Here is a 14,189-nt window from a genome sequence, read left to right as displayed (position 1 = left end):
GAATCTTATAGAAGAGTTTCGACACTTCAAAATCACACGCAAGTAAATTTTAGGAAATTTGTAAAAATATTTCTTAGTGAACTTGGCGCGTAAAGCTAAAGTCACCTTTTTTATCCACATCCACAGACACTACATCCTTAGGGCCAATCTTGCCCTCCAAGATCATCTTGGAAACAGGGTTCTCAATATACTGCTGAATAGCGCGCTTGAGAGGTCTTGCCCCAAAGCTTGGATCAAAACCGACCTCAGCAATCTTACTTAAAACCGCATCACTCACCTCGAGCTGCATATCGACTTTTGCCAAACGCTCTGATAAGTTCTTCAACAAGATTTTTGCAATATTGGCAATATTGCCTTTATCTAAACCATGGAACACAACGATTTCGTCAATTCGGTTGAGGAACTCAGGACGGAAGTGGTTCTTCAGCTCTTCAAATACCGCCTCTTTAATTTCCGCTTGTTTCTTGTCTGCCATTGATTGAATTAAATGTGAGCCAATATTACTGGTCATCACAATCACGGTATTTTTGAAGTCAACGGTACGACCCTGACCATCTGTTAAGCGACCATCATCTAACACTTGCAAGTGTACGTTAAATACATCTGGATGTGCTTTCTCAATCTCGTCAAACAAAATAACGCTATAAGGATGACGACGGACTTGCTCAGTAAGGTAACCACCCTCCTCATAACCAACATAGCCAGGAGGCGCCCCAATCAGACGCGCAACGCTATGCTTCTCCATGAACTCACTCATATCAATACGAATGAGATGATCTTCACTATCAAACAAGAAGCCAGCTAATGCTTTACACAGCTGGGTCTTACCAACACCAGTAGGCCCAAGAAACAAGAACGATCCATAAGGGCGCTTCTCTTCAGCCAAACCAGCACGGGAGCGGCGGATAGCATCTGATACAGCAGTGATGGCCTCTTCTTGGCCAACTACACGCTTATGTAGAAGCTCTTCCATCTTGAGCAACTTATCACGCTCACCCTGCATCATCTTGGATACAGGAATGCCAGTAGCGCGCGAAACTACTTCGGCAATTTCTTCAGCGCCCACCTGAGTACGTAACAGTTTGTTCGTTACAACACCATCTTTATCACCTTTGGCTTCAGCCGCAGCAGCAGACCTGAGTTTGGCCTCAAGCTCAGGCAATTTGCCGTACTGCAACTCAGCAACCTTTTCTAGTTTGCCCTCGCGTTGCAGTTTTGCAATCTCGGCTTTAACTTTCTCGATCTCTTCCTTCAGATTAGCGGCACCAAGTACAGCGCCTTTCTCTGCCTTCCAGATCTCCTCGAGATCTGCATACTCAGCACCAAGACGCTTAATTTCTTCCTCTATCAAGTCAAGGCGTTTTTGAGAAGCCTCATCCTTTTCCTTCTTCACGGCTTCACGCTCAATTTTTAACTGAATCAAGCGACGCTCGAGTTTATCCATAACCTCAGGCATGGAGTCGATCTCCATGCGAATACGAGAACCAGCCTCGTCTATTAAGTCAATCGCCTTATCTGGCAAGAAACGATCAGTCATGTAACGATGCGATAACTCAGCAGCCGCAACAATAGCTGGATCGGTAATTTCAATCCCATGGTGTAACTCATAACGCTCTTGTAAGCCACGCAAGATAGCAATTGTCGCCTCGACACTAGGCTCTTCTACCATAACCTTTTGGAAACGCCGCTCCAATGCCGGATCTTTCTCAATATACTTTCGGTATTCATCTAATGTAGTTGCGCCAATGCAGTGCAAGTCGCCACGTGCTAAGGCCGGCTTAAGCATATTGCCAGCATCCATTGCACCATCGCCTTTACCAGCACCCACCATCGTATGTATCTCATCGATAAAGATGATGGTTTGTCCTTCGTCCTTAGCGACATCACTTAAAACCGCTTTGAGGCGCTCTTCAAATTCACCGCGATATTTGGCGCCAGCTAAGAGCAATGCCATATCTAAAACTAAGACACGCTTGTTCTTCAAAGTTTCAGGCACCTCACCATTAACGATGCGCTGCGCTAGACCTTCAACGATCGCAGTCTTTCCTACTCCTGGCTCACCAATGAGTACGGGATTATTTTTACCGCGACGTTGCAAAATCTGAATGGTGCGACGAATCTCATCATCCCGACCAATCACTGGATCGAGCTTACCCATACGAGCACGCTCAGTTAGATCCACTGTGTATTTCTTTAAGGCTTTACGTTGGCCTTCAGCATCTGCACTATTCACCGATTCTCCTCCGCGCACTAGATCAATAGCCGCTTCTAACGATTTACGATTTAATCCATTCTCACGAGCAATCTTGCCAAGCTTACCTTTGTCATCAGCTACAACTAGCAAAAAAAGTTCACCAGCAATAAATTGGTCATTACGCTTATTTGCCTCTTTCTCAGATAAGTTAAGCCAATTACTTACGTCGCGACCAACTTGAACCTCCCCACTCGTACCTTGGACTTCAGGAAAGCTACTAATAAACTTCTCAACACCTTGTTCAAGGCCAGCAACATTGATGCCTGCGCGGACCAACAAACTCTTTGCCCAACCATCAGAAGCCCGCAACATTGCCAACAGCACATGGGCTGGTTCAATGTATTGATTATCTTTCGCTAAAGCAATACTTTGGGCCTCGCTGAGGGCCTCTTGAAATTTTGTTGTTAATTTGTCTATTCTCATTTTTATATCCCATCCACTCCATGTAGATCTATCTATACAATATATATACAATATTGCTAATTTCAAGGGTTTTAACGCCCTTTTTAACCCTAATTTCCCCTATTTTGACCTGGCGCTCGTTTACCTTCTTGAATGCTCTAATGACACTTACTATGCCGGCATCACTCACCGCCTAGAACATCGTCTAGCAGCCCATAATTCCGGGCATGGTGCTCGCTACACCCGAGCACGTCGACCCCAGTCATCCTCTTGGCTACCCAAGAGTACTCAGACAGATCTGAAGCATCCAAGGCTGAGATGAAATTAAAGCAACTTCCTCGCTCTGAGAAAGTGGCCCTCTTCAAAAGCACCACCGCTATTTCCTTAAGAACAAAAACCATCCCGAAGGATGGTTGATTGGTGACTTCCTAGATTTTTTTAGAAAGCGTCTTTTAAACGTTCGATCAAGTAGATTTCTCTTCAATGAAAAGCCTGGTAGGCTACCCGATCTTTCAATAATCCAGTGACTGTTTCTGGTCCTGATGAAAAGTTTCTCATGATGTCCACATTGAGGGTGTAAATAAGCCAATTTGCCTGACCACTCACCTTGGGATTTCCAGTCCTCGCAAACGCTGCCCAGCTTGCAGACATCTTTTCACTAATCGCCTGATCTTGAGGACTATTTTTATCTACGATCGGAAGCTAATCTTTAGGCCACGCATATGTTTGTTGAACTCAGCAACATCTTTTCCAATACGAGCGCATTGATTTACGCCTTTTAAAGGCTGTTTTGGCGCTTGGGGCATGAAACTCAAACTTCCAAAGACGTAAGGGATCTCGTAAGTATGAGGCACACCCGGTGATGAGGCCCGAATATTAAGGATTAAATAATCAAAGCAATAGGCATATCCCGGAAGCAACACCATTCATGCTATTAGCCAAGATCTTAGTACTTGCACTATACATTAAATCTTGTATGACAAAGGAATTCAAAATACATTTGTCTTTTACATCCACGTATAGCTTCTCAATAATTTTTGGGGCTTCATAAATCTTCTTTATGCATACATCCAATGAAGGCTCGCCAGACAACATAAAGTCACTATCGAACGAATTGGTGCCTATCATAAACGGTACCTTTGCCTTCTTACCGGCTGCAAACAAAGGAATGGGGTCACTCTTCAAAATCTGATCGTCTACAAAAGGACCGCCAAATTCGCCAGCGTAATAGGCAGTGCCATCAAGAACCAACTTTTGAATTGGTAACTTTCTTAATTCAGCAAGCGATTTCACCCCAAGTGAAGACATGTACTTTGTACCAATATCTATCTCAGGTGTTAGGCCAAATCGCTTTTCAGTCATACCGCGCAACGGACTCTGCTGAGCACTTTGGGCAATCGCTTTATGAAACAAGCCCTTCGCCGCATCCGAAACCATCAACCAAGTAACACTTCTACCACCGGCAGATTGACCAAATATCGTCACATTATTAGGATCACCCCCAAAAGCTTCAATATTCTTTTTGACCCTCTTTAAAGAGACGATCTAATCCATCGTTCCGTAGTTGCCCACTGGCTCGCCCGTTGCCTTTACCTCATCAATCAATTCTTTTGATGCAAAAAAGCCTAATGAACCCAAGCGGTAATCAACCATAACTACGATCGCACCATTTTTTACTAAATTAATTTTGGTGAATTGCGGATCTCTTGCCTCATCAACGATCAAACCTCCACCATGTATCCAAACCATCACTGACAAATTCTTACCAGGCTTAGCGGGTCCATAAACGTTGAGCTTTAAGCAATCTTCACTACCTGGAAGCCCAAGACTATCACTGAGATTTTTAATGTATTGCTGAGGACAAGCGCTTCCAAACTGACTAGCATCGCGCACCCCATTCCAAGAGGGCGCCGGTTGCGGAGGGCGCCACCGCAAATCACCTAATGGTGGAGCAGCGGCATAGGGAATATTTTTAAAAGCTTGCATGTTGTACGCAATAACACCTTGAAGACTGCCTGTCTCAACCTTAACAATCGGTCGATCAGCAGCAAATACACCGAACGCAATCAAGCTAAGAAGCGATATAAATACTTTTTTCATTTTAATTTGCTGGCTCTAGAAATGAGGATGTACTCCACAAATAAGAAAAAAAGGGGGGGTAATTTTTTATTCCAACGAACCATAACCGTCTCGTCAGTGACTCTGGCATCAACCCCACGTGAACCCCCTGGTATATCTTCTTTTTTTCAAAATGGGGCTGCTGTTTTGAGATAGTCCATGATAAATTCGCAGGCCGAGAAGGTTTCACCACGATGGGCACTCGTTACTGCCACCAAGACTATTTGATCCCCAGGCAATAATGGACCAACACGATGGATTACTAAGGATTTATAGATATCCCAGCGCTCTTCAGCTTGATCCAGAATTTCTTGAAGCGCTTTTTCAGTCATGCCAGGGTAATACTCAAGTGTCATACTTCGGACCTGGCTGCCGTCATTCATATCACGTACAGTACCTAAGAATGTTACTACCGCACCAACGCGCGGGTCACTCTTGCGCAACGCTGCAACTTCAGCGCTAAGATCAAAATTACTTTCTTGGATACGATGAGAAGAATTAGACAATTCAACCTCCAGTTACTGACGGGAAAAAGGCCGCTTCAGCCTCATCTTGCAATGAGGTGTGTGGATCCACCATATGTTGATTGAGTGCACAGCGAAGCACTTTGCCGTGTGCTAATGGCTTAGTCGACTGCCCATCAAATCAGTCAATCAAAAAGGGTGATCTTGTAAAATACATCCCCTTTGATGCGCTCCTGAAATAATCAGATTACGATTGCTTTATGAAACTTGAGCTCCGATTCTTTGCCTCATTCCATGAAGCCCTTGGCGTTTCGCAAGAGAGTGTGACTATTCCTGCGTCGGTAAAAACGATTGCTGATCTCAGGGTCTTATTTGATTGAGCGAGATCACCCCTGGTCTGAGGTATTACCCCAAGAAGCACTAGTCAGGACTCCAGAACTTTGGTTGGGGAATAAATCAAGGCCGCCTTGGTCATTCATCTTGACGCGCAAGAATTCATTACGACGATCCGCTTTTAACCAATCAAAGTCTGCACGCATAAGGTAAGACCGAGGTTGTGTAGCGTCACAACCCTGCAACTTGAGAATGAAGGGACGGACAAATATCAAGAAAGTAACAAAGCTAGAAACTGGATGTCCAGGCAAACCGATAAATCAAGCTTCGCCATCTTTTAAATCTTCCGTCTTACGAACAGCGCCAAATGCTAGAGGTTTACCAGGCTTGATAGCAATAATCTGCTAGAGATTCAACCTTCCTTCAGCAGTGACGGCAGGTTTAATATGATCCTCTTCACCAACGGATACGCCACCAGAGGTAATAATCAAATCGTGATCTTTGCTAGCTCGCCTCAATGCTTCTCTTCTTGTATCCAGACGATCAAGAACGATTCCTAAATCAGTCGCATCACAACCCAGCGATTTACGACAAGCTAACAGTGTGTCGCGATTCAAATTATAAATACCGCCTGGTTTTAGCGGCTCACCAGGGAGAGCTCATTCATCCCCTGTAAAAAATGCTGCAACCCTAACGCGACGTTTCACATTCAAATGCGTTAAACCGGCAGAAGCAGTTACCCCCAACTCCTGGGGGCGCAAGAAAATACCCGCAGAAAGAGCCGTTTTACCAGCAGTGAAATCCTCACCACCTCTACGACGAATTCACTGACCTGTTATGGGCGCAATGTTGATGGTTGCTAGGTCAGATTCACTCCCTACGGCACAATCTTCTTGCATTACTACCGCATCCGCCCCTCTGGAGGAACAGGGGCACCAGTGAAAATACGAGCAGCAGTGCCTGGCTCCAGCTGTGTTCCCATTGAACCAGCTGGAATGCGCTGAGCAATTTTTAATGTACTTCCTACCGAAGTGGTATCAGTACAACGTACGGCATAGCCATCCATTGAGGTATTGTCTAGCGGCAGCACATCAACTAGGCTATTAACATTTTCGGCTAGAACACGACCTAAAGCCGACTGCATTGCAACCTTCTCGACTTCATTTACCGCGACTGCATATAAAAGTAAATGATCTAAAGCCTGCTGCGCGGTCCACATCGGTGGCTTATTCATAATGGATTTTTGTGTTAACTGAGATGCGTTGTGATGAAGTCTTTAACTTGCTCGACATTTGCGTCAATATTGTCTACGCGCTGCGGCTTAGACTTAATATCTTTAAATGCAGGCGGACATTCCGCTGGACGGCCTAAGGCAACTTCAATCGTCTCTTCAAACTTGATAGGTAAAGCCGTTTCAAGCACGATCATCGGAACTCCAGCTTGCAAATGTTCACGTGCAACCTTTACACCGTCTGCGGTGTGCGTATCGATCATGACGCCATAGCGTTGATCAATATCGCGAATTGTTTCAAGGCGATTTTTATGCGAACTGCGACCAGACCGAAAGCCATACTTACCAAGCCCTTTAAATACTGCATCTTTGGAGATATCAAATCCGCCGGCCTCTTCAACTTGCCTGAACATCGCTGCGGTAACTTTTCCGTCTTGCCCCATGAAGTCAAATACAAAGCGCTCGAAATTACTTGCCTTAGAAATATCCATAGAAGGGCTTGAGGTATGCAATGTTTCAGTAGGTTTACGCGCTCGGTATACGCCTGTATTGAAAAATTCATGCAATACATCGTTCTCATTAGTGGCAACAATAAGATGTTCGATAGGCAAACCCATCATTCGAACAATGTGGCCAGCACAAACGTTGCCAAAATTTCCAGAGGGTACAGTAAACGAGACCTTCTCAGAGCTAGACTTAGTGGCTAACAGATAACCTTGGAAGTAATAGATCACCTGAGCAACTACCCGACCCCAATTAATCGAGTTCACAGTGCCAATTTGGTTCTTTGCTTTGAAAGCGCGATCATTACTTACTGCCTTCACGATATCTTGGCAATCATCAAAAACACCGGCTACTGCTAAATTAAAAATATTCGGGTCCTGCAAGGAATACATTTGCGCAGATTGAAAGGCGCTCATCTTGCCACGAGGTGAGAGCATAAACACTTTGACACCCTCCTTGCCGCGCATGGCATATTCAGCTGCGCTTCCCGTGTCGCCAGATGTAGCACCCAATATATTAAGTTGCTGACCTTTTTTCTTGAGTGTATATTCAAAAAGATGACCAAGCAACTGCATCGCCATATCCTTGAACGCCAAGGTAGGGCCATTGGAAAGACTCAAAAGACCAATACGAGTGCCATCTTCCTCGCCCAGCCAATGCAAAGGCGTAATATCCTTAGCATTATCGTCTGACCGACCATTGCAATACACCAGCTCGGTATAACTCTTCCTTAAGAGTAAGCGTAAATCTGCTTCAGGAATGTCATCACAATACAAACTTAAAATTTCATAAGCCAAATCGGCGTAAGGCATTCCTCGCCAGGAATCTAATTGTGCTTTTGTTACTTGCGGATAGTGAGTCGGCAAGTACAAGCCGCCATCAGGCGCCAATCCACCTAATAAAATTTCTAAAAAGGATTGTTGTGGGCTATTACCCCGAGTAGATTGGTAACGCATCATTTGCTTAAGACAGATTTTCTAGGCGAATTTTCACCACTTCACCAGCCACGGTCTTCAGATTCTGAATCTCTTTGATTGCAGCAAGCATATTTTTTTCTTTAGTCTCGTGAGTAAGAGCCACCAAATCAGTCTGACTCTCACCTTCATCAGCCCCTTTTTGCAAAAGGGCATCGATCGATACACCATGTGAAGCCAAGATCTTGGTGATATCAGCTAATACACCCGCTTGATCTGCAACGCGCAAGCGCAAGTAATAGCTTGTAGTGATCTCGCCAATTGGCAATACCGGGGTATCGTGCACGGCATCTGGCTGGAAGGCTAAATAAGGCACACGATGCTCAGCATCTGCGCTTAGCAAACGAGTAATATCAACTAAGTCGGCAATTACGGCAGAGGCGGTAGGCTCTGAACCTGCGCCCTTGCCATAGTACAAGGTAGCGCCAACAGCATCGCCAAACACTTGAACCGCATTCATGGCGCCTTCAACATTTGCAATCAATCGCTTGGCAGGGATTAAGGTTGGGTGAACACGTAACTCGACACCAGTTGTGGTCTTCTTGGCAATACCTAGCAACTTAATGCGATAACCTAATTGTTCTGCATATTTGATGTCAATTGCGTCTAACTTCGTTATGCCTTCAATATGCGCTTTTTCAAACTGCATTGGAATTCCGAATGCAATCGCACTCATGATGGTCGCTTTGTGTGCTGCATCCACACCCTCAATATCAAAAGTGGGGTCTGCCTCAGCATAACCAAGGCGTTGCGCTTCTTTCAATACAGTTCCAAAGTCCAAACCTGTATCACGCATTTCCGACAAAATGAAATTCGTTGTGCTATTGATAATGCCAGCAATCCACTCAATACGATTGGCCGTTAAGCCTTCACGCAAGGCTTTAATGATCGGAATGCCGCCAGCAACTGCGGCCTCAAATGCAACCATGACACCTTTGGCATGAGCGGCTTTGAAAATCTCATTGTTATGTACGGCGATCAAGGCTTTATTTGCTGTAACAACATGCTTGCCAGCAGCAATAACCTCAAGCACTAAGTCTTTAGCAATTCCATAGCCACCGATAAGCTCAACAACAATATCTATCTCTGGGTTATTGATCACAGCGCGAGCGTCACTTACCACTTGTGCATGGTCTTGAACCAGTTCTTTTGCGCGTTCTATATTTAAATCGGCAACAGTGTTAATACGAATGCCGCGGCCAGCACGACGCTGAATCTCATCCTGGTTTCGCTCGAGAACAGTGAATACGCCACCACCAACAGCACCAATACCTAATAGACCTACTTGAATCGGTTGCATGATGCCTTTGCGGCAGTTGAAGAAGCCTTGCGGCTGTGCTTATTATTACGATAACGCTCCAGAAAACGTGCTAGTCGGCCAATAGCCTCCTTCAAAACGTCTTCATGCGGCAAGAACACTACGCGGAAGTGATCAGGCTTACCCCAGTTAAAACCAGAACCTTGCACTAACAATACTTTTTCTTCTTTTAAAAGGTCGGCTACAAACTGCTGATCATCTTCAATAGGATACATTTCCGAGTCTAACTTAGGAAATAAGTACAAAGCAGATTTTGGCTTCACGCAAGTCACACCTGGAATATCTGTAATAAGCTGCCATGCAAGGTCCCGCTGCTTTGCAAGACGACCGCCCTCACTCACTAAATCATTAATACTTTGATACCCACCAAGTGCGGTCTGGATAGCATATTGTCCTGGCACGTTTGCACATAAACGCATCGAAGCCAACATATTTAAGCCTTCGATGTAATCTCGAACCATCTCCTTATCACCCGAAACAATCATCCATCCAGCGCGATAGCCGCAAGAGCGGTAATTCTTAGATAAACCGTTAAAGGTAATGATCACAACATCCGTAGACAAAGAGGCCAATGAAATATGTTTAGCGCCGTCGTACGACATCTTGTCGTAAATCTCATCGGAAAACAAAATCAAACCATGTTCACGAGCCATTTGCGTAATTTCAAGCAGCACTTCTTTAGAGTAAATTGCACCCGTTGGATTGTTGGGATTAATCGCCACACTCGCTTTAGTGCGAGGTGTAATTTTTTTGCGCAGATCATTTAAGTCCGGAGCCCAATCTTTGGACTCATCACATAAGTAATGAACTGGGGTGCCACCCGATAAACTAACTGCAGCTGTCCATAGAGGATAATCAGGTGCTGGAACCAATACTTCATCACCGTCATTTAACAACGCATTCATGGAGAGAACAATTAGCTCAGAGACACCATTACCGGTATAAACATCATCTAAAGCTACGCCCTGGATGCCTTTTTCTTGGCAGTACTGCATGATGGCTTTACGAGCTGAAAAGATGCCCTTGGAATCAGAGTATGCAGAAGCGTTACTTAAATTTCGCATCATGTCCAACTGAATCTCTTCAGGAGGAACAAAACCGAAAATCCCTACATTTCCAATGTTTAATTTGATGATTTTGTGACCCTCTTCCTCTATACGCTGAGCAAGCTCAAGCACCGACCCACGTATGTCATAGCAGACGTGATTGAGTTTTTGGGACTTTAGAATTGGTTTCACAATGAATTTCAAGGTAAGTTCTTGAAATAAGAGAAAAAACAGCTAGCTATAATCCACATAATTATGACAGAGAGTCCACTTGAAGTTTCAATCTGATCCCCATTCCGGAGCGAACACGATCACTGGCTATGGCGCAGGCTATGTAGAGATCAATAAGACTCCTTATGCCCATGCTGTTGTCCTGACTTCGGATGGCGGGATCTCGGAGTGGCCAGTCCAAACTTTCGATCACTTGGAAGCTCAAAATTTTGCGCAACTTGTTGATTTAAAACCAGAATTAATCCTCATTGGCACTGGTAGTCGTCAACGCTTTCCCAAGCCTGAGCTTCTCAAAACCCTAATTCACGCCAAAATCGGCTGTGAAATCATGGATTCTCAAGCCGCCTGTCGAACTTACAATATTCTTGTGGGCGAAGGACGACAAGTACTTTTGGCCTTAATTGTGGAGTCCGCCTGATGCAATTTGGGCAAATTCGGCAGTCCTCAGCATTACACCCAAGCAAAATCTTATTGCTGCTGATTATTTACGGCTTAATTTGGTTTGGCACGCTCAATTACCGCCACCTCATACCTTCGGATGAAGGGCGCTATGCAGAAATCGCCCGAGAGATGATGGTTACTGGCGATTGGATTACTCCACGCTATAACGGTTACAAATATTTTGAAAAACCACCATTACAAGCTTGGGCTACTGCTGCTGTATTTCAAGTGTTTGGCGTTGGCGATTGGCAAGCACGCCTTTGGACTGCAATCACTGGCTTTCTGACAATTCTTCTTGTAGGCTTTACTGGTGCCAGGATTTATAACGCTAGAGCAGGTTGGCTAGCTGCGGTTGTTCTTGCATCTAGTCCTATGTGGGTAATTAGTGGGCACTTCAATTCACTCGACATGGGTCTTTCTTCTTTTTTGGTTGCTGCACTATGCAGTTTGTTGCTTGCTCAGACTTCACAGAATAGAAGCAGTTGTCGCAACTGGATGTGGGCATGCTGGATCTTTATGGCACTCGCTACTTTATCTAAAGGCGTTATTGGGGCCGCAATTCCAGCCATGGTGTTGATTGTCTACTCGATTAGCAGACGGGACTGGAAAATCTGGACCCGGCTGCGTATCTTCAGTGGCAGCATCTTATTTTTAGCAATCACAGCACCTTGGTTCACATTAGTAGCGCAACGTAATCCAGAATTTTTAGAATTCTTTTTCATCCACGAACATCTGCAGCGCTTTACCCAAGATGCGCACAGCAGAACTGGTCCAATTTATTACTTTGTGCCACTACTACTCATTGGCATTCTTCCTTGGGCATTACAAATTCCTGGTGCAATTGCACAAGCTTGGAATGAACGCCGTCACGAGTTTTCTGCAAGCCGGCTATTGGTGTGCTGGTTTTTGGTGATCTTCGCATTTTTTAGTGTGTCACGCTCAAAGTTGCCCGGTTACATCATTCCTATTTTCCCCGCACTTGCTTTAATTATTGGCAATAGCTTGGATCGTTTATTGGGCCATACAAACACAATGACGCTTCCTTGGAAGTTGCAAACTCTTGGGTTTACTATCTTAGGATGCGTTGGCTTTTTCTTTTTGGACGCTCTTGGCACGCAAGCAAGGCCAGATGAGATCGAGGCCTATGCGCAATACACCTACTGGGTGATGGGAGCGTTAGCAGCACTGATTATTTTTAGCACCTTTGCCGCATGGCAAAATAAACGCAATGGCATTCAGAGTATTGTGAGTTTCGCTTGTGGATTTTTCTTATGCGCCATCATTGCTGGTACCGGTCATGAAACTCTTGGTCGCGCAGTCTCTGGCATCGATCTCGCGCAGCGAGTGAAAACATCTATTCCAGAAAAAGTGAATTTTTATTCCGTGAAACTGCTTGACCATACAGTGCCATTCTATTTGGGTAGAACGATGATCATGGTGGAATCACCTGATGAATTAGAGTTTGGCGTCAACCAACAGCCAGAACTTTGGATGCCAACTCTAGACGCATTTATTGTGCGGTGGCAAGAGGGTCAAACTGCTTATGCAATGATGGTTCCGGAGCAATTTGATGCACTGAAGGCCAAAAACATTCCAATGCAGGAAGTCGATCGAGACTCTCGCCGGGTGATTGTGAAACATCCAGACGTGATTAACATAGCGCAGTAATTGGGTAACACAGTAATATAAGAGGCATCATGTCAAACTTTATCCCATTCACTCGCCCTAGTTTTAATCAAGAAACAATTGATGCTGTTTCAGAGGTGTTGCGTTCGGGTTGGGTGACTTCGGGTCCTAAGCTGGCAGAGTTCGAGGCAACTTTAAGCCAATATTTTGGTAATCGTCCTGTGCGATGCTTTGCTAATGGGACCGCCACCATAAAAATCGCTCTGCAAGTCGCAGGTATTGGTGTTGGTGATGAGGTTATCACTACCCCTATTTCGTGGGTAGCAACCTCCAATGTAATTTTAAGTGTTGGCGCAAAACCGGTTTTTGTAGACATTGATCCAATAACGCGCAATATTGATCTCAATAAAATACCTAGTGCAATTACCTCCAAGACACGCGTCATCCTGCCCGTCTATTTGGCAGGATTGCCGGTTGATATGGATCTGCTCTACGCATTGGCAAAAAAATATCATCTACGCGTGATTGAAGATGCCGCTCAGGCATTTGGCTCGCAGTGGAATGGCAACAGGATTGGTCGCATTGGTGACTTAGTAAGTTTTAGTTTCCAAGCCAATAAAAATCTCACCACTGTAGAGGGTGGTTGTCTAGTTCTTAACAATGCAAAAGAGGCAAGACTCGCTGAGAAATTTCGTCTGCAAGGCTTAACCCGACAGGGTATGGATGGCATGGATGTGGATGTATTGGGTGGAAAGGATAATCTCACTGATGTCAACGCAGCAATCGGTCTTGAGCAACTCAAACAATTACCAAGTTATCAAACACGTCGCGCTCAGTTAGCACGCCTGTATTTTGATGTGCTGCATGCTGCATTAAAAATGGCTGGATTAGATAGCTTAAAGTTAGAGTTGCCCGTAGAAGACTTTGCTAATACCAACTGGCATATGTTTCAAGTTGTTTTACCCTTGGAGCAGTTAAATGTCGCTCGATCTCAAGTCATGACTGAGTTAAAAGACTTAGGAATTGGTGTGGGTGTTCATTACCCCGCAATTACTGGCTTTACCCTATATAAAAACCTAGACTACAAAACATCAGATACACCAATCGCTGAGAGGATCGGCAGATCTATTCTGACACTTCCCTTATTCCCTGCGATGGCAGATGAAGATATTGGCCGAATAGCCAAAGGATTAGTTGGAATTTTGCAGAAATACCGCAAAATCGAACGTTCTTAGGTGTAAGCGTCA

The 14,189-nt window shown here is 44.8% G+C and carries 9 protein-coding genes and 3 pseudogenes; 4 read left to right on the top strand and 8 right to left on the bottom strand.

What is annotated here, in order from left to right; translation table 11 throughout:
- Positions 1-73 precede the first annotated feature (73 nt).
- Positions 74-2,677: an ATP-dependent chaperone ClpB gene (gene clpB / locus DXE31_RS06140; protein ID WP_114698194.1), complete on the bottom strand. Its 2,604-nt coding sequence runs from the start codon at positions 2,675-2,677 to the stop codon at positions 74-76.
- On the opposite strand from clpB, the gene DXE31_RS11325 reads away from it, so the two are divergent.
- Positions 2,664-2,978 (top strand): GIY-YIG nuclease family protein, encoded by a 315-nt coding sequence (locus DXE31_RS11325; RefSeq protein WP_231969416.1) that lies wholly within the window; start codon positions 2,664-2,666, stop codon positions 2,976-2,978. The genes clpB and DXE31_RS11325 overlap by 14 nt on opposite strands.
- A gap of 569 nt (positions 2,979-3,547) precedes the next feature.
- Here DXE31_RS11325 and DXE31_RS11320 read toward each other — a convergent pair.
- The 7 genes and pseudogenes from DXE31_RS11320 to DXE31_RS06090 all read right to left on the bottom strand — a co-directional run bounded on the left by DXE31_RS11320 (position 3,548) and on the right by DXE31_RS06090 (position 10,836).
- A pseudogene (locus DXE31_RS11320) lies at positions 3,548-4,756 on the bottom strand (carboxylesterase/lipase family protein).
- Positions 4,753-5,280 (bottom strand): annotated as a pseudogene (locus DXE31_RS06115) (molybdenum cofactor biosynthesis protein MoaE). The pseudogenes DXE31_RS11320 and DXE31_RS06115 overlap by 4 nt, the downstream one beginning before the upstream one ends.
- A gap of 1 nt (position 5,281) precedes the next feature.
- Positions 5,282-5,353 carry a ubiquitin family protein gene (locus DXE31_RS06110; RefSeq protein ID WP_231969540.1) on the bottom strand — a complete coding sequence of 24 codons (72 nt, stop codon included), beginning with the start codon at positions 5,351-5,353 and terminating at the stop codon, positions 5,282-5,284.
- A gap of 289 nt (positions 5,354-5,642) precedes the next feature.
- Positions 5,643-6,790: pseudogene (locus DXE31_RS06105) on the bottom strand (molybdopterin molybdotransferase MoeA); the annotation flags it as partial.
- Positions 6,791-6,819: 29 nt separating this feature from the next.
- Positions 6,820-8,262, bottom strand: a complete 1,443-nt coding sequence (thrC, locus tag DXE31_RS06100; protein ID WP_114698672.1) for a threonine synthase — start codon at positions 8,260-8,262, stop codon at positions 6,820-6,822.
- A 7-nt stretch (positions 8,263-8,269) separates the two neighbouring features.
- Positions 8,270-9,580 carry a homoserine dehydrogenase gene (locus DXE31_RS06095; RefSeq protein ID WP_114698189.1) on the bottom strand — a complete coding sequence of 437 codons (1,311 nt, stop codon included), beginning with the start codon at positions 9,578-9,580 and terminating at the stop codon, positions 8,270-8,272.
- Complete coding sequence (locus tag DXE31_RS06090) at positions 9,562-10,836, bottom strand: pyridoxal phosphate-dependent aminotransferase (protein ID WP_114698671.1); 1,275 nt, start codon at positions 10,834-10,836, stop codon at positions 9,562-9,564. The genes DXE31_RS06095 and DXE31_RS06090 overlap by 19 nt, the downstream gene beginning before the upstream one ends.
- Before the next feature lie 79 nt (positions 10,837-10,915).
- On the opposite strand from DXE31_RS06090, the gene DXE31_RS06085 reads away from it, so the two are divergent.
- The 3 genes from DXE31_RS06085 to DXE31_RS06075 are packed head-to-tail and all read left to right on the top strand — an operon-like array spanning position 10,916 to position 14,177.
- Complete coding sequence (locus DXE31_RS06085) at positions 10,916-11,293, top strand: Mth938-like domain-containing protein (protein ID WP_114698188.1); 378 nt, start codon at positions 10,916-10,918, stop codon at positions 11,291-11,293.
- A complete protein-coding gene (locus DXE31_RS06080) occupies positions 11,293-12,984 on the top strand; it encodes an ArnT family glycosyltransferase (protein ID WP_114698187.1) in 1,692 nt (563 codons plus the stop codon). The genes DXE31_RS06085 and DXE31_RS06080 overlap by 1 nt, the downstream gene beginning before the upstream one ends.
- A gap of 29 nt (positions 12,985-13,013) precedes the next feature.
- A complete protein-coding gene (locus DXE31_RS06075; RefSeq protein ID WP_114698186.1) occupies positions 13,014-14,177 on the top strand; it encodes a DegT/DnrJ/EryC1/StrS family aminotransferase in 1,164 nt (387 codons plus the stop codon).
- Positions 14,178-14,189 lie beyond the last annotated feature (12 nt).

The sequence above is a fragment of the Polynucleobacter necessarius genome (genome assembly GCF_900095185.1).
GTDB lineage: Bacteria > Pseudomonadota > Gammaproteobacteria > Burkholderiales > Burkholderiaceae > Polynucleobacter.
This window is presented reverse-complemented; position numbering and strand designations above follow the sequence as displayed.